This is a genomic window from Staphylococcus sp. EZ-P03 (assembly GCF_003344575.1).
Lineage (GTDB): Bacteria > Bacillota > Bacilli > Staphylococcales > Staphylococcaceae > Staphylococcus > Staphylococcus simulans_B.
This window is the reverse complement of the sequence record NZ_QPMO01000008.1, coordinates 30,905-56,930: the sequence shown is the minus strand read 5'-3', so window position 1 is coordinate 56,930 and position 26,026 is coordinate 30,905. Positions and strand designations below refer to the sequence as shown.

The following is a 26,026-nucleotide window of genomic DNA, read 5'->3' as shown; positions in this document are numbered from 1 at the left end:
AGCCTTCCTGCACAATCTCTGCATGAGACTGAAAAGGAAGGCTATTAATAACTATTTATTTTTCGAAATCAACTTTTGCTTTAACTTCACTGATGAAATATAGACTGCCTGTGATAACTAATGTATCACCATCATAACTTTCAATGAACGTATTGCAATCATCGATAAGAATAGGATTAAAGTTTTCCGCTTCTTCTGCAATCTCTTCTTTTGGTTTCGCTCGATAGAAATCAAAATCAGTGATATACACTTGATTTGCAATCTCGCTTAAATCCTCAAGCATATGATGAATCGGTTTGCCGCTGACTGCAGAGAACAAGATATCTACTTTATCTTTATGATAATAGTTTTTAATTGTATCTACTAACGCATCGATACTTTCATTGTTATGCGCTCCGTCAATAATCATGAGCGGCTCTGCTTTCACTTGTTCGATTCGTCCAGTCCAGCTGACATTTTCCATCGCTTTAATCATTTTATTAAAGTCTAAATGAATTTGTCCTTCTTCAAACAAAATAATCAAAGCAGTAATTGCAAGTGCCGCATTTTCTTTTTGATGCTCTCCCAGCATATGCAATGCAATGTTTTCGAGTTCATAGTCCTTGAAGCGGTACGTGAACTCATCTTCTTGAGACACAACAGAAATATCTTTATCCAACTCATAGGCAGGTGCTTGCTGCTTTTCAGCGTATGTGCCGAGATATTTCAATGCTTCTTCATTTTTCACTGCATAAATAAATGGTGTTTTCGGCTTCACGATGTCGCCTTTGTCTTTGGCGATATCTAAATATGTTGGACCAAGCAGATCTGTATGATCTAATCCGATACTCGTCAATAGCGTCATAATCGGTGAAAATACATTGGTAGAGTCATTTTTAATTCCAAGACCCGCTTCTACTATCACAAAATCCACTGGGTGCAACGCACCGAAATATAAGAACATCATTGTCGTAATGATTTCAAATTCTGTAGCTGTACCATATTCAGTTTCTTCTTCTAACGCTTCGCTCACCGGCTTGACGCGAGTCACAAGTTCAACAATGGTTTCATTGCTTACAGGTTCGCCGTTTAAACTGATTCTTTCATTAAAGGTTTCAATATAAGGCGATGTAAATGTACCGACGTCATAACCATTTTCGACAAGCGCAGCACGCAAGTAAGCAACTGTTGAACCTTTGCCGTTTGTTCCGCCGACATGGATACCTTTTATATTTTGTTCAGGATGCCCTAGACGTTCGAGCATCCATTCCATACGTTTAGTACCAGGCTTGATACCAAACTTATTTCTTTCATGTATCCAATATAAGCTGTCTAGGTAATTCATAATCAGGACTCCTATGCTTTTAATTGTTCGATTCTAGCTTTAACGCTATCGTATTTTTCTTGATAATCTTCTTTTTTCGCACGTTCTTCGTTAATAATTTTTTCTGGTGCTTTATTAACAAAGTTTTCGTTAGATAATTTTTTATCTACGCGGTCAAGTTCGCTTTGCCATTTATCTAATTCTTTTTCAAGACGTGCAATTTCTTTGTCCATATCAATTAAACCTTCAAGTGGTAAAATCACTTCACCTGCACCTACAACAGATGTCATTGCTTTATCTGGTGTTTCGATATCTGTCGCAATCACAAGTTCGCTTGGGTGTCCGAAACGATCAATGTAGTGTTTGTTTTCTTCTAACATTTCAGTGATGGCTTCGCTTTTCGTTTTAATATAGATAGGAATTGCTTTAGATAATGGTGTATTAACTTCTGAACGTGCTTGACGTACAGCTTTGATAATTTCTACCACATATTGCATTGTTTGTTTACTTTCCTCAAACATGAATTCTGATTGAACTTTCGGCCATGCACTTGTCACAATTGTTTCGCCTTCATGCGGCAAGTTTTGCCAAATTTCTTCTGTAACAAACGGCATATACGGGTGAAGCATACGCATTGTACGATCTAATACATAGCTCAATACTGAACGTGTTGCTTGTTTTTGATCTTCGTCTTCACCGTTTATCGGAATTTTACTCATTTCAATATACCAGTCGCAGAACTCATCCCAAATGAAGTTGTATAAAGCACGGCCGACTTCGCCGAACTCATATTTATCGCTTAAATCTGTTACTGTTTTCACAGTTTCATTTAGACGCGTTAAAATCCATTTATCAGCAAGTGATAAATTCTTAGATAAATCGATATCTTCAAATTTGAAGTCTTCACCGATGTTCATTAAGCTGAAGCGCGCAGCATTCCAGATTTTATTGATGAAGTTCCAAACCGCTTCTACTTTTTCTGTAGAATAACGCAAATCATGACCAGGTGATGAACCTGTTGCTAAGAAATATCTCAAGCTGTCAGCGCCGTATTGATCAATAACATCCATAGGATCTACACCGTTGCCTAATGATTTACTCATTTTGCGCCCATCTTCAGCACGTACTAAACCATGAAGCAATACATCGTTGAATGGACGAGTTTCTGTAAACTCAAGACCTTGGAAAATCATACGTGCAACCCAGAAGAAGATGATGTCATATCCTGTAACTAATGCATTAGTAGGATAATAGCGTTGGAAATCTTCTGCTTCTGTATCCGGCCAGCCTAAAGTAGAGAATGGCCATAAAGCACTTGAGAACCAAGTATCTAAAACGTCTTCGTCTTGTGTCCAGTTTTCACTGTCAGCCGGTGCTTCTTCGCCTACATAAATTTCTCCTGTTTCATTATGGTACCAAGCTGGGATTTGATGACCCCACCATAATTGACGAGAAATTGTCCAGTCGCGGATGTTTTCCATCCATTGATTGAATGTATGTTCAAAGCGGTCCGGTACAAAGTTAATACGGTTATCTGTCTTTTGATTGTCTAATGCTTTTTTAGCAAGCGGATCCATATTAACGAACCATTGTGTAGATAAATAAGGTTCGACAATCGCGCCGCTTCTTTCAGAGTGGCCGACTGAATGCGTATGGTCTTCGATTTTGATAACTAAGTCTTCAGCTTCTAAATCTTTGACTAATTGTTCGCGGCATTCGAAGCGGTCCATGCCTTCGTATTTGCCTGCTTTATCATTCATTTTTCCAGATTCATCCATAACGATGATTGATTCTAAGTTATGACGTTTGCCTAATTCAAAGTCATTAGGGTCATGTGCAGGCGTAACTTTCATCGCACCGCTACCAAATTCAACATCAACATACTCGTCTGCCAAAATCGGTAATTCGCGACCGACAATCGGCAAGATAACTTTTCTGCCGATAACATCTTTATAGCGTTCATCATTCGGATTGACTACGATAGCTGTATCGCCAAGCATTGTTTCTGGTCGTGTTGTCGCAATTTCAATATAGCCTTCTCCATCTGCATATGGATATTTGAAGTGATAGAATTTACCAGCTGTATCTTCATGGATTACTTCGATATCAGAAATTGCTGTTTTAGCAACCGGATCCCAGTTGATGATACGTTCTCCGCGATAAATCAAGCCTTTTTTATACATATCAACAAAGACTTTTCTTACCGCTTTGCTTAATCCTTCATCTAAAGTAAAACGCTCTCTGTCATAATCCAGACCAAGACCTAATTTCGCCCATTGCTGACGAATGAATGAAGCATATTCTTCTTTCCAGCTCCAAACTTCTTCAAGGAATTTTTCGCGGCCTAAATCATGTCTTGAAATGCCTTGTTCATGTAATTTAGCTTCTACTTTTGCTTGTGTCGCAATCCCTGCATGGTCCATACCAGGCAAGTACAAAGTATCGTAGCCTTGCATACGTTTCATTCTTGTTAAAATATCTTGCAAAGTTGTATCCCAAGCATGGCCTAAATGTAATTTACCTGTTACATTCGGAGGTGGGATAACAATAGTGTATGTTTCTTTTGATTGGTCTCCGCTAGGTTTGAAGTAGCCTTTTTCTACCCATTGTTGATAGCGTCCAGCTTCAACCTCATTCGGATTGTATTTTGGTTTCATTTCCATAGGACAAACGCCTCCTTAAAAATAAAAACACCCGTTCCTAAACATAGGACGGATGTTCCGTGGTACCACCTAAATTCAACATAGTTCATCTATATTGCACTTAATAATGATTAACGCTCAAACACGCTTTAACTTACTATCAGTTCAGTTAAAGAACTAAGCGGGCTACCTTCGACAGCAATAATTATGTATTTTCAGCGACCATACACTCTCTTTGAAATTAAAAACTGCTTACTCTTCCCGATTTCTATATTCACTACTAATTTATAGTATAATAGAACTCTAAAATAAGTCAATGCGGATGGAGTGAAATTTTGTGAATGAATGTGCCTTTGGGACAACTGATCCCCTTTATATTGAATATCATGACAAAGAATGGGGACAACCTTTATATGATAGCCGAAAGCTTTTTGAATTAATGGCATTAGAATCGCAGCATGCAGGTTTATCATGGCTGACGATATTAAAGAAACGTTCTGCCTACCGAGAAGCTTTTTATCAATTCGATCCATATAAAATAGCACAAATGACAGAAAAAGATATCGATGCACTGATGGAATTTCCAAACATTGTCCATTACAGAAAAAAATTAGAAGCGATAGTCAGCCAAGCAAAAGGTTATATAGCAATTGAAAAAGAACACGGCAGCTTCAGTGATTTTCTTTGGTCCTTTGTTGATTATCACCCTATCGATTTAAAATACAAAACACCTAAAGACCGTATTACAGTTGATGAAAGAGCAAAAAAGATGTCGAAAGCTTTAAAACAATACGGATTTAAGTTTATGGGTCCTGTAACTATGTTTTCTTTTTTAGAAGCTGCAGGTTTATATGATGCGCATTTAATCGGCTGTCCATTTAAACCATCTCAAAAGTAGGAACAATTTTTGTTCTTACTTTTATTTATAATATTTGAAATTATCTAAAAATTCCTTCTAATTTATGCTAAAATGACATTTATATTATTTTTTTGAAGGAGGAATTGTATGGAATGGTTGAAATTAATAGGTATCTTGGTAATTATTATCGGATTCCTATTAAAATTTGATACGATAGCAGTCATATTAGCTGCAGCTATCGTGACTGGACTTGTGTCTGGTATGCATTTCTTTGAAATATTAGATGTACTCGGCAAAGCATTTATCGATAACCGCTTGGTTTCCCTTTTCCTATTAACTTTGCCTATGGTGGGTTTGATTGAACGTTTCGGACTTAAGAAACAATCCACAGTATTGATAGGGAAAATCAAATCCATGACCAGCGGGAGGTTATTATCACTGTATTTGCTGATACGTGAATTGGCAGGTTTAGCTTCAATACGTATCGGCGGACACCCTCAATTTGTACGTCCGTTGATTAATCCTATGGTACAAGGTGCACTCGCAACGAAATATCGCCTCAAACCTGAACAAATAGATGAAAAAGATGTCGAAAAAATAAAAGCAGAAGCATCTGCCATGGAAAATTACGGAAATTTCTTTGGGCAGAACCTTTTTGTGGGCGCTGCTGGTGTCCTACTAATGGTCGGTACTTTTAATTCTTTAGATATTAAAGTCAACGCAGTCAATCTTGCCATTGCTTCTGTACCGATAGCAATCATCACTTTAATCATTGTGGCCATTAAGAACATTATGCTTGATCGATACTTGGCTAGAAAATATCAGCACAAGGAGGATCAGTCATGAGTCAACACACACTTGATACCATCCTTGAATGCTTTTATATTTTAATCGGTATTCAATTACTTTATACCGCTTATCGTGTATTAAAAGATAAAGAAAAAACAAAACGCATAGGAACTGCTCTATTTTGGACGCTGCTTGCGATTACATTTATTTTCGGCCCTTATCTGCCGAACGTTGTAAACGGCGCTATTATCTTGTTAATGGGTGTATTGACACTCCTTAAACAAGTCGCAATCAAAAATATTGTAGATGTCACAGAAAATCAAGGCGAAACAGGCGCAAAACGTTATGGAAACAAACTCTTTTGGCCGGCAGTTGTCTTAGCTGTTGTTGCGGTGATCATCTCAAATTGGACACCTTTAGGCGGTGCTATAGGTTTAGGTATCGCTTCAATCGTAGGCTTAATTGCTGCCTACATAGTAATTAAACCAAAAGTCCAATATATATTATATGACAGCGACCGTCTGACACAACAAGTCGGAACTGTCGGTATTTTACCCCAATTCTTAGCCGCATTAGGTGTCTTATTTACTGTCAGCGGCGTAGGCAAAGTGATTTCAAATAGTATTTCCGGTTTCTTGCCTGAAGGCAATCACCTTATCGGAGCTGCTGCTTATATTATAGGCATGGTGCTGTTTACCATGCTGATGGGTAATGCTTTCGCAGCTTTCACCGTCATTACAGCGAGTATCGGTATTCCTTTTGTGATTGCACAAGGTGCGGACCCTGCAATAGCAGGTGCACTTGCAATGACTGGCGGTTTTTGCGGTACTTTATTAACACCTATGGCCGCAAACTTCAATACACTACCCGTTGCTTTACTTGAAATGAAAAGCGAATTCAGTGTGATTAAAGCACAAATTCCCGTAGCATTTATCTTAATTATAGTCCATATTGCTTTAATGTACTTTTGGGCATTTTAATATAAAGGAGACGATAATATGAATATACTTGTAACTGCATTTGATCCATTTGGTAAAGAAGAAACAAATCCAGCGCTTGAAGCTGTTAAATTATTACCTGACACTATAGGCGAACATACTATTACAAAATTAGAAATTCCGACTGTATTCCATAAATCATTAGACGTCATTAAACAACAGCTCAAGATTGAACATTATGATGCAGTACTTACTGTTGGACAAGCCGGAGGCCGTTTTGAACTTACACCTGAACGAATCGGCATTAATATCGATGATGCAAGAATTGCTGATAATGAAGGCAATCAACCCATTGATAAGACCATTCAAGAAGACGGTGCACCCGCCTACTTTTCTAACATGCCGGTCAAACGTATAACACAAGCCATTAAAGATGCAGACGTTCCGGCTTCATTATCGAATACTGCAGGTACCTTTGTATGTAATCATATTTTATATCAATTAGGCTATTTGCATGCGACAACCTTCCCTTATATTCAATTCGGATTTATTCATGTACCGTTTATTCCAGAGCAAGTTGTCTCTAAACCTAATACCCCTTCTATGGCACTCGGCACGATTGTTAAAGGACTTACAGCCGCAATTGAAGCCTTGTCACCGGATAATCGCGACGAAAATATTGCATTAGGACAAACGCATTAATACATTAAAAAAACCGCCGAAATGGCGGTTTTCTTTGTGTACTTACTTATTCAATTTACGTCCTGTATAGCTTAAGAAATACTTAATTATTGGTGCAACCAAGAATAATATGAAGAAAATTCTAAAGATATGGAAACTCGATATAATCGCTACATCAGCGTGTGTTTCCATAGCAACCAGAACAATTTGACTCATACCGCCTGGTGCAGCACCTAAGAATAAGTCATTTAACGGCATATGGTTAAAAATCGAAACAACGTAAACCATCACAGCCGCAAGTAGAATTAAAAGCACATTCTGAATGATAATTGCGACTGCGACGCGGCCTTTCAAGTCATTCAGCAATTTAGAAATTTGAATACCGATTCGAATCATATAAGCAATTTGCGCTGCCGCAATCATATAGTTATCTAAAGTAAATGTCGCATTAGTCAACATGTTCCATGCGATTAAAACAACAATTGGCGCTAATAATTGTCTTGTCGGGAAATTGATTTTACCCATGATAAAGTACACTACAGCGATAGCCAAAATAATAAACAATACTTGCCATATATTTAATACTTCACTCAAAGGTTTGAGTTTCATGAGCTTGCTGGCATGAACATCTTCGCTTCCGCTGGACATAAAGTAAGATAACATCGGAATCAAAATCACAACGAAAATAATTCTCGAAGTTTGTGTTAAACTCACCACTAAAATATTAGCACGTTTGTCTTCTTCAGCCATAATCAGCATTTGGCTCAAAGCCCCTGGAATGACACTTAATAGTGCCGTTTCATTATTAACTTTCGCTATCTTTTTGAAGAAATAAGCAATTAAGATTGCCATAACCAATAGCAGCACAGTCACTAAAATAATTGAGAACCAATTATTTGTAATGTCATTCACTACAGTACGTGTAAAGGTAGATCCGATTTGTACCCCTAACAAAATCAAACCTATTTGACTTATCCAAAATGGCCATTCAATTTCCATTTTAAACAAGCGTATGCATATGATACTCGCAATTATGGGACCAAACATAAATGGTAGCATGATATGCATTGCTGATAAGATCAGACTGATAACAATTGCCATCAATAATACAATAATATTATTACGCAATTTTTTATTCATATTTTATCACTACCTTTATCCCACTTCTTATCCATTATATTTATCATAACACGCTTGATACGAAAACGTTAGGAATTGATTTGGAGCCGTTTTCATAGCGTTTTTCATACTGAAATGATGAAAAAGAGAGTGAAATATCTTTGCAGACATTTCACTCTCTGAATCAGTTTATTTACTTAATCTAATAATTATTTTGCGACTCTTTCAAATGCTTTATCGAATGCTTCGATTGTTTTTTCAATATCTTCTTTAGTATGTGCTGTAGACAAGAATGTACCTTCGAATTGAGATGGTGGTAAGAAGACGCCTTCTTTCGCCATTTCACGATACATTTCTGAGAAGAGTTTCAAGTCGCTGGCATTAGCTTGTTTAAAGTTTGTCACTGGTCCTTCATTAAGGAAGTAACCAATCATAGAACCCGCACGGTTAACCGTCATAGGTACATTGTGTTTTGCTGCTACTTTTTTCAATCCTTCTTCTAAAATATCGCCAAGTTCGTTGAAGTAATCGTAGCTTTCTGGTGTTAATTGGCTTAATGTTTCATAACCGCTTGTCATTGCTAATGGGTTGCCTGATAATGTACCAGCTTGATAAATAGAACCTACCGGTGCAATTTTATCCATAATCTCTGCTTTACCGCCGAAAGCACCTACAGGTAAACCGCCGCCGATAACTTTACCTAAGCAAGTTAAATCTGGCATCACATCGAAGTAGCCTTGTGCACAGTTGTAACCGACTCTGAATCCAGTCATGACTTCGTCAAAGATAAGCAATGAACCATATTCATTTGTGATATCTCTTAAGCCTTGCAAGAAGCCTTCAACTGGCGGAACTACACCCATATTACCAGCTACTGGTTCAACAATCACACCTGCAATATCGTCTCCATACATTTCAAATGCTTGTTTTATCGCATCTAAATCATTGTATGGCACTGTAATTGTGCTTTTAGCTGTGCCTTCAGGTACACCAGGAGAATCAGGCAAACCTAAAGTTGCGACACCTGATCCTGCTTTGATAAGCAGCGAATCACTGTGTCCGTGGTAACAACCTTCAAATTTAACGATTTTATCTCTGCCAGTGTAACCTCTTGCTAATCGAATTGTATCTTGTGTTGCTTCTGTACCAGAAGACACCATTCTTACTTTTTCGATTGAAGGTACACGGTCAATCACAAGCTCAGCCAATTTGATTTCTTCAAGTGTTGAAGCACCGAAACTTGTACCTTTATCAACCGCTTTATGCAAACTGTCGATTACTTGCTTGTTTTCATGTCCAAGGATTAAAGGCCCCCAGCTTAATACATAGTCTATATACTCATTACCATCAATGTCATAGATCTTAGAGCCTTTCCCATGATCCATAAAGATAGCTGGCATATCAACAGATTTAAATGCACGTACTGGACTGTTGACACCGCCAGGCATTAATTGTTCTGCTTTCTTATATGCTTCAATCGATTTTTCGTAACCCATTTATTCGTCCTCCTTATTATCTAAGTAACGGCAAATATCTTTTGAGAAATACGTAATAATCATATCTGCGCCTGCACGTTTCATAGAAATCATTTGTTCCATTACGATTTTTTCTTCATCAATCCAACCTTGAAGTGCTGCTGCTTTTGTCATGCTGTATTCACCGCTGACATTATAAGCAATAACTGGAACATTCGTTCTTTCTCTAACATCTCTGATGATATCTAAGAAACTAAGTGCTGGTTTGACAATCATCATGTCAGCACCTTCTTTTAAGTCACTTTCTAATTCAAGCAAAGCTTCTCTTCTGTTTGAAGGATCCATTTGATACGTTTTTCTGTCACCGAATGATGGTGTTGATTCTGCTGCATCACGGAAAGGACCGTAGAAACTAGATGCATATTTAATACCATAACTCATGATTGGAATATTGTAGTAACCTGCATCATCTAAACCTTTACGGATTTCAGCAACGAAACCATCCATCATGTTGCTTGGTGCGATAATGTCAGCCCCTGCTTCAACTTGCGATACAGCTGTTTTAACCAATAATGGCAATGTTTTATCGTTATCAACGTCATGTGTATGATCATCGATTAAACCGCAATGGCCGTGATCAGTGTATTCGCATAAGCAAGTATCTGCTAATACAAGCATATCTGGATAAAGCTGTTTAGATTTGCGTGTTGCTTTTTGAATGATACCTTCATGTGCATAAGCACCTGTTCCAACCGCATCTTTTTCGTTTGGGACACCAAAGAACATCACTGCTCGTATTCCTAAATCATACGCTTCTTTTAGCTCTTCATCTAATCGATTTAAGCTGATTTGATAAATACCAGGCATGGAAGGAATTTCTTCTTTAACGTCATCTCTTTCCACTACAAAGATAGGATAAATCAAATCTTCTTTTCTTACGTGATTTTCTCTTACAAGACTACGCATAGATTCATTTACACGTAATCTTCTGTGTCTGTCAAAACTCATTTATGATTCCTACTTTCTTTAATTGTATTGATTAAACCGTCGATTGTTTGTATTTTTGCGATATATGCATCGTATCCGTACTTATGAATCGTGTCATAAGTAGGTTGGCCGATGGCATAACATGAAAATGATAATTTCAAATGCTTTTGCTTCAAAGTATTAAAAAAATTATCCGCAGAAGAAGAACTGGCAAATGCAATGCCTTCTGCCTGATGTATACGTAATAATTGAATTGCTTTTTCAATGTTAGCTTTATGCTGAACCGGTCGATATAAGTCGACTTTAGTCACTTTGGCGCCTCGTTGTGCAAGCTTGTTTTCCAGCAAAGGACGAGCAGCAGCACTGCTTGGGATAAAAATAGTTTCATCTTGATTGAAAGAGAACGCTGCTAAAAAGCCTTCTTGAGAGTAATCGTCAGGACAAAAGTCGACAAAAATATCATGCAAACCGCAAAAAAGTCGGGTTTTTTCACCAATTACCGCAACTTTATCATACTTTACTTGATCTAAATAAGGTAAAAAATACCGAACTGCATTCTTTGATGAAAAGATAATCCAATGATAGTGATGAGTGAGTAAGCTTTCATCAAATGACAATGGTTGGATTTGTATGAATGGCAAATGAATCAAATCATTGCTTGTATCATGAATGGAACTCGTTTGTGTCATTATGACTGATGATGGCATAAGAATTCATCTCCGTATTATAGACTACTTTTCCTCATTTAATGCTTCAATAATTTTATCAGCGCCTTGTTTTTTCAAAACATCGCTGACTTCTTTGCCTAATTCCACTGGATTTTGGCCTGTCACAGAATGTTCAAAGCGTTGTTTGCCGTCTGGAGACATTATCAAACCAGTGAATGAAAGCTGACCATTATCGCCGACTGTCGCATAACCGCCGATCGGCACTTGGCAGCTGCCGTTCATTTCTTTTAAGAATGTACGCTCTGCCGTTACACATTCAGCTACACTTTGATTGTGCACTTTCGTCAATAATTCCAATAATTCTTCATCATCGCTGCGGCACTCAATACCTAATGCGCCTTGGCCGATAGCTGGAATCAGCATATCTTGTTCAAGATATTGCGTTACGATATCGTCGGACCATCCCATTCTGCGTAATCCTGCAGCTGCTAATATAATCGCATCATAGTCTTCTGTTTCTAGTTTATGCAAACGCGTATCTATATTGCCTCGGATCCATTTGATTTCTAAATTAGGATATTTTGCTAATATTTGTGCTCCGCGTCTTAATGAACTTGTTCCTACAATACTGCCGTCCGGCAAATCTTGGAGCTGTACATGATTTTTTGAAATAAATGCATCAAAAGGAATTTCTCTGTCAGGAACACAGCCGAGTGTTAATCCTTCCGGCAACTCACTTGGTACATCCTTTAAAGAGTGGATGGCAAAATCAATTTCATGGTCGAATAAAGCTTGTTGAATTTCTTTGACGAACAAACCTTTTCCGCCTACTTTAGATAATTGTCTATCCACGATTTGGTCACCTTTTGTGACAATTTCCTTTATTTCAATATCTAAATCTGGTTGTACCTCTTTTAACTTTTCAATAAATTGACGGCTTTGCGTCAATGCGAGCTTACTTCTTCTTGAACCAACGACAAGCTTGCGCACGTCAACTTCCTCCTCTGCTTAAAGGTTGTCATTACCCAAAAAAGTTCGGGAAATGCGAAACGAATATTAAGTTAAACATACTGAACATATAAATCAGCATATTAAACAACACTTGATTAATAGGGCTTACCCATTTCTTAGTGCGAATAAGAATATATATCACATAGCACACCATTACTATAATTGAAGATATCACTTTAGGGTCCAATAAGATATTATAGCCTATTGTCTGAAAACCCCATTGTGCTCCAAGGATGACACCAATGACCAGCAAAGTAAAACCAATGATAGTCGAATAGAAAGTCATCTTTTCTAAGGTGTTTACACTGCCTATTCTAAAATATTTTTGGTCAAAATGCTTTTGTTTAAGGTTGCGATACTGCAATACATATAAAGCTGCATTCACAAACGCTAATGAAAAGAAAGCATAACTGATAATAGCCAATGAGACATGAATAATCAAAAGCTCATGGTTTACGTTAAATTCTGCTTTTTGAATAAACGTTTCATTCGGTCTGAATGTGTGAATCGCCATTACAATAAACCCTATGGCATTGAACAAAAATATAGAAAACTCCAAGTGCTTTACTACACTGATTACAATAGAAAATGATAAAATCAGCCAGTTTAAAAAATAAAACACATCAAAAACCGATCCTAACGGAACTGCTTTTGCCATATTGATATATAAAGACAAAGAGATTGTTTGCAATACCCAAACAATCCCTAGTGTGTAAAACCCTAACGTTCTAATTTTATGATTCTTTTTAAAAAAATCATAAAAATAGCAAGAAATACTGAGTAAATAAATCAGCAAAGTTACTTCATGGAAACGCACGAAAAACATATCTTGCATATTATCACCATACTATGGCTGCTTATTCAAAACCTAAGATTTGTCGTGCTGAGAGTTTGCGTTCTTTCTTAGCGACGCTCTTTTCATACTCGCTTTCAGCCTCAATATCAAAGATGTTTTGGAACAGCTCTAATTTTTCACTGCTATTTTTATCATTACTCAATTCTTTCGCTTGTTTAATCGGATCTTTCAGCATTTGGTTAATGATACTCTTAGTATGTTTTGAGATTACTTTGCGTTCACGTTCGCTTAAATCAGGTAATTTACGATCAATACTATCCATTGTTTCTTGCTGGATATTCATTGCTTTTTCACGTAATGCTCTGATAACTGGAACAACGCCCAGCATGTTCACCCAATCATTGTGTGAAGCAATTTCTTGCGGAATTTGATCAGCAATTTGTGCTGCTGCTGCTTCTCTTTCACGCAAGTTAGCATCTACTAAACCTTTAAGATCATCGATATCGTAACTGAACACATTCATGTCTGACTCAATAGCTGGATCAATATCTCTCGGCACTGCGATATCAATTAATACCATCGGTTCTTGTTTGCGTTGACGTGTAACAGTTTCCATCATGCTTTGAGTAATAATATATTCTGATGCACTTGTTGAACTGATTACAATATCAGCATTGACTAATAATGATTCTAGTTCGTCTAATTGTGCATAATCTACTTGATGCTTATCTGCTAAATCGCGTGCGCGTTCAGCAGTTCTGTTAACAACTGTAACTTTCTCAATTCCAGAACCTAACAGATTTAACAATGACAATTCGCTCATTTCGCCTGCACCGATAATCACCGCATGCTGTGATTTCAAGTTGCCGAATACTTTTTTAGCAAGTTCAACGGCCGCATAAGACACACTTACCGCATTATCTGCGATATCTGTTTCGTTGTGTGCACGTTTAGCGAATGTGATTGCTTGTTTGAATAAATGATTAAATATCGTACCTGTTGTACCTACTTCTTGTGCTGTAAAGAACGCATCTCTCATTTGACCTAAGATTTGTGTTTCCCCTAACACAATCGAGTCTAATCCAGATGTTACATTAAATAAGTGTTCTACAGCTTCGTCTCCAACCAACGCTTCTGACATTGCCTTGATTTCATCTACTTCCAAACCGAATTTACGAGCTAAGAAGCGCTGAATGTAATAACGGCCTGTGTGAATTTGATCCGCAACAGCGTATACTTCTGTGCGGTTGCACGTAGACAATATTACATTTTCTAATATTGATTTTGTTTCAAACAAATCAATATGCGATTCATGTATGGCATCAGCTTTGAAAGCAACTTTTTCTCTCAGTGCTACATCAGCGGTACGATGGTTGATGCTTATCGCAATTATATGCATTTATAACGCCCTCCATACTATTGACAATACCTACATTATAACACACAAATTATAACCTTAAAGTCATCAAGCCGGTTTATTTAGAAATATTCTAATCTAGCATTTGTTCAGTCAAAAATTCGTCAAATTTAAGAATCAATGTAAAATCCATTCATATTTTAGACACAAGTGCTATAACGCTTGCTGCGCTTTTTGTATACATAGATTGTGATTGCACTTTCATGACACTTTTGACTGCTACATTAGAACAATTATAAATATTGCTCTATCGCATTCCAAATGACTTGCTGGTTTTTATTGTTAATGGAAGAGTAACTGATAATCGTATCTTCACTTTCCATCTCTAATTTTTCTCTGATTACTTTAAGATGTTTTTGAATTTTACCTTTAGAAATTTTATCTTGCTTTGTCGCAATGATTAAAACAGGCAAATCATAGTACTTTAAGAAATCATACATTAACACGTCATCTTCTGTCGGCGCATGTCTGATATCGATTAATTGAATCACAAGCTTCAGCTGTTCACGCTGAGTAATGTACTTTTCAATCATTTTACCGAATTGCTCTCTTTGTTTTTTGCTGACTTTCGCATAGCCGTATCCAGGCACATCGACAAAGATTAATTGGTTATCGATATCATAAAAGTTAAGTGTTTGTGTTTTACCAGGTTGCTGTGATGTTCTGGCCATATTTTTACGGCCAATCATACTATTGATAAATGTGGACTTCCCTACATTAGAGCGTCCGCTTAAAGCAACCTCATCCAGCCCTGATTCTGGATACTGTTCAGGTTTTACTGCACTGATCAATAGTTCTATATTATTCGGGTTGATATCCATTTTCGACCTCTTTTCTATCCATTATAGATTGATTCGCGTTTCATTATATCAGATAACAAATTCGAAAGTGCACCGTTTTCGAAAGAAAAGTATAAAAAAAGCATTCTCAGCACCTAATCAGTGCTGAGAATGCAATATGCAATACGATTATGCAGAAGTTTTTTCTAAGTTAACTTCATTACCGTCTTCGTCATATAATTCAGGCGTAGACTCGTTATTAATTGTATTTTCAGTGATAACCACTTTTGCTACTTCTTCAGTAGATGGGATATCATACATGATTTCAATTAATGATTCTTCGATAATTGAGCGTAAACCACGTGCACCTGTTTTACGTTCGATTGCTTTTTCAGCAATTGCTGATAAGGCTTCTTCTGTAAATTCAAGTTCTACATGATCAAGCTCAAGCATTTTCTTGTATTGTTTTACTAAAGCGTTCTTAGGTTGTGTTAAGATATTTTTCAATGCTGAAATATCTAATGTTTCTAAGTTCGCTACGATTGGAATACGTCCGATAAATTCAGGAATCAATCCGTAAGATTGCAAGTCCTCAGGACGGATGTGTTCTAGCAATGCACTTTCATCATATTTTGCAGCTTCATTACTAGCGAATCCAATCACTTTTTCACCTAAACGGCGTTTGATAACATCATCGATTCCGTCAAAGGCACCGCCTAGGATGAATAAGATATTAGTCGTGTCGATTTGGATGAATTCTTGGTTAGGATGCTTACGTCCACCTTGCGGCGGTACACTAGCAGTTGTACCTTCTAAGATTTTAAGCAATGCTTGTTGTACACCTTCACCAGAAACATCACGAGTAATTGAAGTATTTTCAGATTTACGTGCAATCTTATCGATTTCATCCACGTAAATAATACCTTTTTCAGCTTTATCGATATCGAAATCAGCTGCTTGGATTAAACGTAGTAAGATATTTTCTACGTCTTCACCTACATAACCAGCTTCAGTTAAACTTGTCGCATCTGCAATCGCAAATGGCACGTTCAACGTTTTCGCTAATGTTTGTGCAAGTAATGTTTTACCGCTACCAGTTGGTCCGATTAAAGCGACGTTACTTTTTTGTAATTCTACTTCATCATCTTTAGGCCCTAATTGTTGGATACGTTTGTAATGGTTGTATACCGCCACTGATAATGATTTTTTCGCTTTCTCTTGACCAACGACATAGTTATTTAGTTGATCCATAATTTCTTTCGGAGTTGGTAAATCTGTAAATTCTTCTGTAGCATTTTGGGCAAGTTCTTCTTCTACGATTTCAGAACATAATTCGATACATTCGTTACAAATGTAGACACCGCTGCCTGCCACAAGTTTCTTAACTTGATCTTGGTCCTTACCACAGAAAGAACACTTCAATTTTTCTTCATCTTCATTGAATTTAAACATTTATTATTTACACCTCTATTCCATAAAGACTATACGCAAAGACTTTAAACTATGCAATGAATTTGTTTATAGACTTTATCGTTACTTTTAAACCAATCATTACAGTTCCTTAAATCAGGTTAAGAATTATTGATGATTGTATTGATTATATCTATGATGAGATTTTTACTTTATTGAACTTGTATATCGAATATATCATTTTGTAAAGTTTATGCAACAATGTTGCTTACAAACAATATAGCATAGGGTTTACTAAAACGAAATAATTACGATTACAAATCACTGTAGAGGATGAAACTACATTCTGCAACTCAAACACCTTGAATCTCTCAAGCTGATTGACACATTAGAAATGCAACTTCACCCTCTACCCATTCATTTATTCAATTGGAAATGAATTGATTATTTGTCTTCTTTTTCTTCTTTTTTATCTTCAGAAGCTTCAACAAATTTAGCATTATCCACTAATAAGTCGATAACTTTTTTAACACGTACATCACCTTTGATTAAGTCAGTGTTGCCTAATGTTTTCTTGATATCTTCAGCTGAGATGCCGAATTGTTCGCTCATTGCTTCTAATTCTTTATCGATATCTTCATCAGATGCTTCGATGTCTTCAGCATTTGCGATTGCAGTTAATGTTAAGTTTGTTTTAACACGTGCTTCAGCATCGTCTTTCATTTGTTCTCTTAATTGAGACTCATCTTGACCTGAGATTTGGAAGTAAGTTTCTAAGTTTAAACCTGATTGTTGAATACGTTGTTCGAATTCTTGCATCATACGGTTTAATTCAGTGTTGATCATTGCTTCAGGAATATCTACTTCAGCGTTTTCAACAGCTTTGTTGATTGCTTCTTCTTTTTCAACGTTTTCAGCGTTGACTTTTTTCTCTTCTTCAAGACGTTTGCGAAGATTTTGTTTGTATTCTTCAACGTTATCCGCATCTGAATCTAATTCATTAGCGATTTCATCGTCTAATTCAGGAACGTTTTTGTATTTTACTTCGTTGATTTTAACTTTGAAAGTCGCTTCTTTACCCGCTAATTCTTCAGCGTGGTATTCTTCAGGGAATGTAACTTTAACGTCTTTTTCGTCGCCAGTATTCAAGCCTACTAATTGTTCTTCAAATCCAGGAATGAACATACCTGAACCGATTTCTAAATCGTAGCCTTCAGCTTGTCCGCCTTCGAATTGTTCCCCGTCAACATAACCATCGAAGTCTAAGTTTACAGTATCGCCTTCTTCAACTGCACCCTCTTCTTTGATTACCATTTCAGCTAAGTGACCTAAGCTGTGATCAATTTGTTCTTGTAATTCTTCGTCTGTTAATTCAGCATTTTGCTTTTCAACTTCAAGACCTTTGTAGTCTCCAAGTTTAACTTCTGGTTCTACAGTTACAGTAGCGTTGAAAGTCAAGTCTTTGCCTTTTTCGATTTGTGTAACTTCGATTTCAGGTTGATCAACTGGTTTGATACCTGTTTCTTCGATAGCTTCACCGTAAGCTTCTGGTAATAAAAGATCAACTGCATCTTGGTAAAGTGCTTCTACACCAAAACGTTGTTCAAAGATTTGGCGAGGTACTTTCCCTTTACGGAAACCAGGAATATTTACTTGTTTAACTACTTTCTTGAATGCTTGATCAATTGCTTGATCTACTTTTTTAGCAGGAACAGTAACTTCTAAAACGCCTTGGTTACCTTCCTTTTTTTCCCATGTTGCTGTCATGATATAAAAACCTCCATGATAATCGTAATTTTAATTTTTCAACTTTTTCATTATAGCATACGTACAATACGGTTACAAACCTTGTGATTAGTGTATTGCGAGTTGCTGCTGCAATTTAATCTTTTCTCTTAATTGTTGTAATACTATCATAATACCCTAATCATTTTGTGATATTCTGTTCAATCAAATGAATCCATTTAAGGACCTCATCATTCATCTTCAATTCATCAGATACAGACAGATTCAACATTGACTGTATATAATTGAAGAAGGTCGTAATCCACTCGTCAATTGGCGCATATGTTTCAATTTCAAGCGGATAAATCCCAATCGCAAAGCCTTGCAGCATCTGAGAAATTTCCGGTCTCATTTGATCTCCGAAAGCATCCTCAAACCGCTGCATTACTTCAGGAATCACCTTTTGTGTAAAAGGCGCATACTCTAAGCCGGGCAAGTCTTTAGGTACGACATCGAACTCTGTTTTATTCTTAATGAACCTCACATGATGTTGGTATTGTGCTTTTTTCAAGTATTCCAAAATAATGGTTTGAACGTGTGCATGTAATGTTGTTTGGTTGATGATTTCTGCGAACGTATCTGAAAAACCATACTGTCCTTCATGCATCATATCGAACAATAAATACAACTGCTGATCGACTTGCAATTCTGTAAATTGTTTCATCCTGCTGATATAATGCTTTTTGTTTTCATTCAGCTGCATTTGGGCATCTTCTTTAATCGGAAACAGCTGCATGCGGATATCATGATCATTCACTTGATCTATAATCTGATTAAAGACTTCCACACATTCATAGTACTGTCCTAACCCATGCAAGCTGGTCATATAATAGACCATTAAGCGATTGTAGGCATCAAAACCTTGTTTCAATAGGATGATTGCTTCTTCTCTCAATTCCAAATATTGCTCCATTCTTAGAAGCATCTCACATTTTAATAAAGCTAATTCAGTATCTAATTCAAAACTTTTTTCGAATTTCATAAATGCATCGTACATCTCATCGTAATTTTCATGTTCAAAATGCGATTTAATATCTTTCGTCAGTTTTGCTTTGTTTTGAGGGAATGGAATTACATCAGACATGTTAACACCCGCTTCTAATTCAATGCTTTTAAGATGAGCGCACTCCAAGTTTCAAAATCATCATAATCTTCGATTCTGCCTTGATTCACCCATTTGATTTTAAGTGTATCTGTTTCTTTTGCTTCTACATTTTCAGAATCCACTCTGATTTTAAAGACGATTCCTAAATGTACTTCGCCCACTTCATTCGTATCATCATTAATGAAACCGATATATTCCATATTTTGTGTTTTGCTTGTACTTAAACCGACTTCTTCTTCTAATTCTCGTTGTGCATTCACACGCAATACTTCATTAATTGTTTGTGCGTCCATTACATCATTCATATGTCCGCCTACACCGATAGAAGATTGACCATGCAAGCGGTCTTCGCCGCCGCCGGATAAACGTTCATATACGAGCGTTTCGCCTTTTTCATTTTCTAGCAAGCAATATGAGATAAGTTGTTTGTACGCAGGATCTTCTTCCATATCTCCGCGGCGTTTTACTTCATATTTATCTAACGTTTCAAAAATAGCTTCTCCAGTTGGATCATTTTGCGGTAAAAAGCCGTTGAAAGCATTTTTTTCATGATTAAACACAATATCTCTTGGTACTACAATGATTTTCTCATCAAATTTTGACATGGTTTTCTCCTTTACTATTTACATATGTACTCGTTGCTATTTTATCAAAGATTAGAAATCTGAGTAAAGCTGCTTCTAATAAAAAACTCAATCATCAGTATAAAGATTACCAATGATTGAGTATTGTAAGTTGATTATTTTAAAGCTGCTTTAGCTTTTTCTACTAATTCACCGAAAGCTTTGTCGTCTGAAATTGCGATTTCAGAAAGCATTTTACGGTTGATATCGATGTCAGCTTGTTTTAAGCCGTTCATTAATTTAGAGTAGCTTAAACCGTGGTTGCGTGCAGCCGCATTGATACGAGTGATCCATAATTTACGGAAGTCGCGTTTTCTTTGACGACGGTCACGGAAAGCGTATTGACCTGATTTCATTACTTGTTGTTTAGCTGTTTTATATAAAGTACGTTTTGCGCCGAAGTAACCTTTAGCTAATTTGATTACTTTTTTACGACGTGCTCTTGTTACTGTTCCACCTTTAACACGTGGCATATTGAATTCCTCCTTGGTTATATCTATAACTTGATTATTTTAATTTGGTTCAGTCTGCAATCTTTTCATCAAAGCTAAAGCAGAACTGGTTAAGCGTTTTGATTCTAGTCAATTATTTTTTGTAAGCTAATAATTGTTTTACACGTTTCATATCACTTGGTGATACTAAGCTTGCTTTACGTAATTTACGTTTTTGCTTAGTGCTTTTGTTTGCGAATAAGTGAGATGTGAAAGCTCTTGAACGTTTTAATTTACCTGTAGCAGTTCTTTTAACACGTTTAGCTGCTCCGCGGTGTGTTTTCATTTTTGGCATAATGAAATTCCTCCTATAATATCTTTAAAAATTATTTTTCTGCTAGTGGTGCTAGCATGATAAACATTTGACGGCCTTCCATTTTAGGCTTTTGTTCAACTGTAGCGATGTCTTTGCATTCGCCTGCAAATTTCTCTAATACACGTTGACCAATTTCCTTATGCGTAATAGCACGTCCTCTGAAACGAATTGAAACTTTACATTTATCGCCTTTAGTTAAGAATTTGCGTCCTTGTTTCAACTTAGTTTGGAAGTCATGTTCCTCAATTGTTGGACTTAAACGAATTTCTTTAACGTTGATAACTTTTTGTTTTTTCTTCATTTCTTTTTCTTTTTTCTGTTGTTCGAATTTGTATTTACCGTAATCCATAATACGAGCAACAGGAGGTTTAGCATTAGGCGCGACTACGACTAAATCTAAACCTACACGATCCGCCATTTCTAATGCTTCACGTTTTTGTTTAACACCGATTTGTTCACCGTCTTGACCAATGACACGAATTTCTCTTGCACGAATTCTTTCGTTAACTTGCGTTTGATCCTTTGCTATGGTTAACACCTCCGTTATATTTACGAAATATCCCAAGTAAAAAGAGCGGACACAGAAGTGCCCGCTCTTTTCCATAAAGTCAACGTTGTCTTATTGCAACGTTGTTTTGGACCTGCCAACAGCCTTAAGCGTCGCTACAGGTGAGAAGCGGGAAGCTTCTACTTGGTTCGTTTCGTATTCAACGTATACAATCATATCAACATTAAGAGATAAAGTCAATTAAAATTTGAAACTTTATTTAAATTGGCTCATATCCACGTCTTGACGTAAATCTACCTCTTTCAATGGAATTTTTTTCGTTTTGTATCTGATTTTATGATACAAGAAGAAAGCTAAGAATACTGGGATACCCATATATGTGATTAAGAATCTGTTTGGATCAAAGTCGCCTGTTTTAATGAAGTCGACATCTTGTCCGATAATAACAATCACACATAAGATACCTGCAAAGATAGGTCCGAATGGGAACCATTTTGCTTTATATTTTAATTCATATTTATGATGATGCTGTGCAGTGAATGCACGTCTGAAACGATAATGGCTGATTGCAATACCAACCCAAGCAATAAATCCAGTCATACCGCTCGCAGCAACAATATATTCATAAGCGCCGCCGCTTAATTTTTGTAATAAGAAAATAGCAACTGTAACTACACCTGTTGCAACTAATGCGATGAACGGCACACCTTGTTTAGATGTTTTGCCGAATACTGGTGCAGCAAGTTTATCTTTACTCATAGAGTACAGCATACGTGTTGATGCATACATACCTGAGTTGCCGGCAGATAATACAGAAGTTAGGATAACTGCGTTCATGAATGAAGCCGCGAATGCTAAACCGGCATTTTTAAACACTAATGTAAACGGAGATGTCGCAATGTTATCTTCCCCGCCCATCAATGCTGGATGAGTATAAGGGATAATCATACCGATAACAAAGATTGCTAAAATATAGAATAATAAAATTCTCCAGAATACTTGTTTAATTGCTTTTGGTACGGCACGTTCAGGGTTTTCAGATTCCCCTGCTGTAATACCGATCAGCTCAGTTCCTTGGAATGAGAAACCAGCAATTAAGAATACACCTAAGATAGATAATAAGCTTCCGCCTAAATTACCGCCTAGGATTGGACCGTCGCCTGAAGTAAAGGTTTCAAATCCAATGAATTTTCCGCCCATAATTCCGACAATTGTAAGCAGCCCGATTGCGATAAAGACAATTACTGTTACAACTTTAATTAATGCAAACCAATATTCACTTTCACCATAGACACGAACTGACAATGAGTTCAGTGCGAAGATAATGATAAGGAATAATACACTCCATGCCCAAGCTGGAATACTTTTCATCGGGTCCCAATACTGAATTACTTGTGCAGCAATGGTTACGTCTGCTGCGACAGTGATAACCCAGTTAAACCAATAGTTCCATCCTAAAGCAAAGCCTAATGACGGATCTACAAATCGAGTGGCATACGTACTGAATGAACCAGAAACAGGTAAATACGTTGCCATCTCACCTAATGAAGTCATTAGGAAGAAAACCATAATACCAATAACAGCATACGCTAAAAGCGCTCCTAAAGGCCCAGCATCATGAATTGCGCCGCCTGATGTTACGAATAAACCTGTTCCGATACATCCGCCGATTGCAATCATGGAAATATGTCGGTCTTTCAGACCTCTTTGGATGCCTGCATCCTGATTAGATTGATTGTTCATAATCGATTCCTTTCTTTAGTATAGAGGCTTGCATGAATATAAAAATGATGGCCGCTATCTTGCTTGATATGCGACCATCATTAGAACTTTATAATATACGGTAGCACATCACATTATGTGACAGTACAGCTCCTATTAGGAAACTGTCCCAAAATACAATAGTTACGGCTATTGTAAATTTCGGCATCTTTGCCTTTAACTTATTCAACATACGCTCCGATAAAGCTTCTGATAAGCAACTCTTCAAAGATGCAACCTCTAACACTTTTTTTAATATTTATTCAACTACATTGTAATATACATTAATTCTTCTGTAATATCAAGGAGTTAATTTTGTCTTTGTTTTTTCAATCGGATTTCGTCTACTAAATTCCAAATGAATTCATCTTTTTCAACTGTTTCTTGTTCTTTTGAACCATATTGACGTACGTTGACTTCATTATTTTCAATTTCTTTATCACCGATTACTAATTGATAAGGAATTTTATGCATTTGTGCTTCACGGATTTTGTATCCCATTTTTTCATTACGGTCATCAATTTCAACACGTACACCTTGAGATTTCAATTCATCTTGAATTTGACGTGCATAATCATAATGCAAATCAACATTTACAGGAATGATTTCAACTTGCATTGGTGCTAACCAAGTTGGGAATGCACCTTTTGTTTCTTCAGTTAAGAATGCTACGAAACGTTCCATAGTTGATACTACACCACGGTGAATAACAACTGGGCGGTGTTCTTCTCCGTCTTTGCCGATATAAGCTAAATCAAAGCGTTCTGGCAATAAGAAGTCAAGTTGTGCAGTTGATAAAGTTTCTTCTTTACCCATAGCTGTTTTCACTTGAACATCTAATTTAGGACCGTAGAATGCCGCTTCGCCGATTGCTTCTTCATATGGCAAGCCCATTTCATCTACTGCTTCTTTAAGCATTGCTTCTGCTTTATCCCACATTTCATCGTCATCGAAGTATTTTTCAGTATCTTCTGGATCGCGATAGCTTAAACGGAAGCTGTAGTTTTCGAAACCAAAGTCGTCATACACGTCTAAGATTAATTGTACAACGCGTTTGAATTCTTCTTTGATTTGATCTGGGCGTACGAAGATATGCGCATCATTCAAAGTCATACCGCGGACACGCTGCAAGCCTGATACAGCACCACTTGCTTCATATCGGTGCATTGTACCTAATTCAGCTAAACGAATCGGCAATTCTCTGTAAGAATGCGGTTTGTTTTTATAAATCATCATATGATGCGGGCAGTTCATCGGACGCATAACCATTTCTTCAGTTTCATCCAATTTCATCGGTGGGAACATGTCATCTTGATAGTGATCCCAGTGGCCTGATGTTTTATATAAGTCTACGTTCGCCATTACTGGTGTATAAACGTGGTCGTAACCTAAGCTGACCTCTTTATCCACAATATAACGTTCGATTTCACGACGGATAGTTGCACCGTTCGGCAACCATAACGGCAAGCCTGCACCTACTAATTGGCTGTTCATAAACAATTCAAGTTCTTTACCGATTTTACGGTGATCGCGTTCTTTACGTTCTTCCAGCATTTTCAAGTGTGCTTTTAAATCTTTTTTATCAAAGAATGCAGTTCCGTAAATACGTTGAAGCATTTTGTTGTTGCTGTCGCCGCGCCAATATGCACCAGCTGTTGAAAGCAATTTGAACTCTTTGATTTTAGAAGTTGATGGCACATGTACACCGCGGCATAAGTCAGTGAATTCGCCTTGTGTATAAAGTGTCACATTTTCATCTTCAGGAATCGCATCGATTAATTCTTGCTTGTAAGGGTCGTCGCTGAAGAATGCTTTTGCTTCGTCGCGGCTGACTACTTTGCGTTCGATTTTATGATTTTCATTCACGATTTGTTTCATTGTTTTTTCGATTTCAGGGAAATCTTCAGAAGAAATTTTAGCATCTGTATCAAAGTCATAATAGAAACCGCCTTCAATGACAGGACCTACACCGAATTTAACATCTCCGTATAAACGTTTAAGTGCTTGTGCCATTAAATGTGCTGTTGAATGACGTAATACTTCTAATGCTTCATCGCTGCCAGGTGTCACAATTTCAATTGTGCCGTCTGCTTCTAGCGGACGAGTTAAATCTACCATTTGTCCATTGATTTTGCCGGCAACTGCTTTCTTTCTTAATCCCGGACTGATTGATTGTGCGATCTCTTCAGTTGTAATACCTTTGTCGAATTCAGTACTATTTCCATCTGGAAAAGTAATGTTGATTTTATCCATTTAAAAACGCCTCCATTTTAATCTCACGTAAAAATAAAAAGAACCCCGCCCTGTAAAGGGACGAGGTTCTCGTGATACCACCCTAGTTTAAGAAACAGGAACATTCCCATATAACTGTTTCTCATCTCTGCATAAGATAACGGTCTTGAGCCGGATATTCATTACAAATATCATATCTAAAAGGGAGTAACACTTTATTATGATAGCCGCATTCTCATCACCAGCAGCTTTCTGTATAGCAGGGAATAAATTGTCATATCCTCTTATGTTTACGTTGATTTAGATTTAATTCCATTATAACCTATTTTCT

At 37.0% G+C, this 26,026-nt stretch carries 23 protein-coding genes, 1 riboswitch and 2 other annotated features; of the genes, 4 read left to right on the top strand and 19 right to left on the bottom strand.

Annotated features, from left to right (window positions below):
- Positions 1–55: 55 nt before the first annotated feature.
- Both DVJ99_RS03785 and DVJ99_RS03780 read right to left on the bottom strand, forming a co-directional pair.
- The gene (locus DVJ99_RS03785; protein WP_114603204.1) at positions 56–1,324 is read right to left on the bottom strand and encodes a bifunctional folylpolyglutamate synthase/dihydrofolate synthase; all 1,269 of its coding nucleotides are present in this window, start codon (positions 1,322–1,324) and stop codon (positions 56–58) included.
- Positions 1,325–1,335: 11 nt separating this feature from the next.
- Positions 1,336–3,966 carry a valine--tRNA ligase gene (locus DVJ99_RS03780; protein WP_114603203.1) on the bottom strand — a complete coding sequence of 877 codons (2,631 nt, stop codon included), beginning with the start codon at positions 3,964–3,966 and terminating at the stop codon, positions 1,336–1,338.
- 41 nt (positions 3,967–4,007) lie between these two features.
- Positions 4,008–4,223, bottom strand: a binding site (T-box leader).
- 59 nt (positions 4,224–4,282) lie between these two features.
- Between DVJ99_RS03780 and DVJ99_RS03775 the strand changes: the two genes are divergently transcribed.
- From DVJ99_RS03775 to pcp, 4 genes are all read left to right on the top strand, one after another.
- Positions 4,283–4,843, top strand: a complete 561-nt coding sequence (locus DVJ99_RS03775) for a DNA-3-methyladenine glycosylase I (protein ID WP_114603202.1) — start codon at positions 4,283–4,285, stop codon at positions 4,841–4,843.
- Positions 4,844–4,951: 108 nt separating this feature from the next.
- A complete protein-coding gene (locus tag DVJ99_RS03770; protein WP_114603201.1) occupies positions 4,952–5,650 on the top strand; it encodes a DUF969 domain-containing protein in 699 nt (232 codons plus the stop codon).
- A complete protein-coding gene (locus DVJ99_RS03765; protein ID WP_114603200.1) occupies positions 5,647–6,573 on the top strand; it encodes a DUF979 domain-containing protein in 927 nt (308 codons plus the stop codon). Before DVJ99_RS03770 ends, DVJ99_RS03765 begins: the two co-directional genes overlap by 4 nt.
- A gap of 18 nt (positions 6,574–6,591) precedes the next feature.
- Complete coding sequence (pcp, locus tag DVJ99_RS03760) at positions 6,592–7,233, top strand: pyroglutamyl-peptidase I (protein ID WP_114603199.1); 642 nt, start codon at positions 6,592–6,594, stop codon at positions 7,231–7,233.
- A gap of 42 nt (positions 7,234–7,275) precedes the next feature.
- On the opposite strand, the gene DVJ99_RS03755 is transcribed toward pcp, so the two are convergent.
- From DVJ99_RS03755 to thrS, 17 genes are all read right to left on the bottom strand, one after another.
- A complete protein-coding gene (locus DVJ99_RS03755; protein WP_114603198.1) occupies positions 7,276–8,352 on the bottom strand; it encodes an AbrB family transcriptional regulator in 1,077 nt (358 codons plus the stop codon).
- 188 nt (positions 8,353–8,540) lie between these two features.
- Positions 8,541–9,827 carry a glutamate-1-semialdehyde 2,1-aminomutase gene (hemL, locus tag DVJ99_RS03750; protein WP_114603197.1) on the bottom strand — a complete coding sequence of 429 codons (1,287 nt, stop codon included), beginning with the start codon at positions 9,825–9,827 and terminating at the stop codon, positions 8,541–8,543.
- The gene (hemB, locus tag DVJ99_RS03745) at positions 9,828–10,814 is read right to left on the bottom strand and encodes a porphobilinogen synthase (protein WP_114603196.1); all 987 of its coding nucleotides are present in this window, start codon (positions 10,812–10,814) and stop codon (positions 9,828–9,830) included.
- Positions 10,811–11,482, bottom strand: a complete 672-nt coding sequence (locus DVJ99_RS03740; RefSeq protein WP_240430808.1) for a uroporphyrinogen-III synthase — start codon at positions 11,480–11,482, stop codon at positions 10,811–10,813. Before DVJ99_RS03740 ends, hemB begins: the two co-directional genes overlap by 4 nt.
- A 42-nt stretch (positions 11,483–11,524) precedes the next feature.
- On the bottom strand, positions 11,525–12,451 hold the full coding sequence (gene hemC, locus DVJ99_RS03735) for a hydroxymethylbilane synthase (protein ID WP_114603194.1): 927 nt from the start codon (positions 12,449–12,451) through the stop codon (positions 11,525–11,527).
- 31 nt (positions 12,452–12,482) lie between these two features.
- The gene (locus DVJ99_RS03730; RefSeq protein ID WP_114603193.1) at positions 12,483–13,307 is read right to left on the bottom strand and encodes a cytochrome C assembly family protein; all 825 of its coding nucleotides are present in this window, start codon (positions 13,305–13,307) and stop codon (positions 12,483–12,485) included.
- Positions 13,308–13,329: 22 nt separating this feature from the next.
- Positions 13,330–14,667 (bottom strand): glutamyl-tRNA reductase, encoded by a 1,338-nt coding sequence (gene hemA, locus DVJ99_RS03725; RefSeq protein WP_114603192.1) that lies wholly within the window; start codon positions 14,665–14,667, stop codon positions 13,330–13,332.
- A 251-nt stretch (positions 14,668–14,918) separates the two neighbouring features.
- A complete protein-coding gene (yihA, locus tag DVJ99_RS03720; protein WP_114603191.1) occupies positions 14,919–15,506 on the bottom strand; it encodes a ribosome biogenesis GTP-binding protein YihA/YsxC in 588 nt (195 codons plus the stop codon).
- 147 nt (positions 15,507–15,653) lie between these two features.
- Positions 15,654–16,916, bottom strand: a complete 1,263-nt coding sequence (gene clpX, locus DVJ99_RS03715; RefSeq protein ID WP_114603190.1) for an ATP-dependent Clp protease ATP-binding subunit ClpX — start codon at positions 16,914–16,916, stop codon at positions 15,654–15,656.
- 402 nt (positions 16,917–17,318) lie between these two features.
- Positions 17,319–18,641, bottom strand: coding sequence for a trigger factor (gene tig, locus DVJ99_RS03710; protein ID WP_105992592.1), 1,323 nt, complete (start codon positions 18,639–18,641; stop codon positions 17,319–17,321).
- Positions 18,642–18,801: 160 nt separating this feature from the next.
- On the bottom strand, positions 18,802–19,743 hold the full coding sequence (locus tag DVJ99_RS03705) for a hypothetical protein (RefSeq protein WP_114603189.1): 942 nt from the start codon (positions 19,741–19,743) through the stop codon (positions 18,802–18,804).
- Positions 19,744–19,757: 14 nt separating this feature from the next.
- On the bottom strand, positions 19,758–20,369 hold the full coding sequence (locus DVJ99_RS03700) for an NUDIX domain-containing protein (RefSeq protein ID WP_105992590.1): 612 nt from the start codon (positions 20,367–20,369) through the stop codon (positions 19,758–19,760).
- A 134-nt stretch (positions 20,370–20,503) separates the two neighbouring features.
- A complete protein-coding gene (rplT, locus tag DVJ99_RS03695; protein ID WP_105992589.1) occupies positions 20,504–20,860 on the bottom strand; it encodes a 50S ribosomal protein L20 in 357 nt (118 codons plus the stop codon).
- A 112-nt stretch (positions 20,861–20,972) separates the two neighbouring features.
- The gene (gene rpmI / locus DVJ99_RS03690; RefSeq protein ID WP_114603188.1) at positions 20,973–21,173 is read right to left on the bottom strand and encodes a 50S ribosomal protein L35; all 201 of its coding nucleotides are present in this window, start codon (positions 21,171–21,173) and stop codon (positions 20,973–20,975) included.
- 31 nt (positions 21,174–21,204) lie between these two features.
- Positions 21,205–21,732, bottom strand: a complete 528-nt coding sequence (infC, locus tag DVJ99_RS03685; protein WP_105993049.1) for a translation initiation factor IF-3 — start codon at positions 21,730–21,732, stop codon at positions 21,205–21,207.
- A gap of 22 nt (positions 21,733–21,754) precedes the next feature.
- Positions 21,755–21,893: a sequence feature (ribosomal protein L20 leader region), on the bottom strand.
- A gap of 64 nt (positions 21,894–21,957) precedes the next feature.
- Positions 21,958–23,445 (bottom strand): amino acid permease, encoded by a 1,488-nt coding sequence (locus DVJ99_RS03680; protein WP_114603187.1) that lies wholly within the window; start codon positions 23,443–23,445, stop codon positions 21,958–21,960.
- A 93-nt stretch (positions 23,446–23,538) separates the two neighbouring features.
- Positions 23,539–23,714: riboswitch (Lysine riboswitch) on the bottom strand.
- Positions 23,715–23,772: 58 nt separating this feature from the next.
- Positions 23,773–25,716: a threonine--tRNA ligase gene (thrS, locus tag DVJ99_RS03675; RefSeq protein ID WP_114603186.1), complete on the bottom strand. Its 1,944-nt coding sequence runs from the start codon at positions 25,714–25,716 to the stop codon at positions 23,773–23,775.
- Between the last annotated feature and the right edge of the window lie 310 nt (positions 25,717–26,026).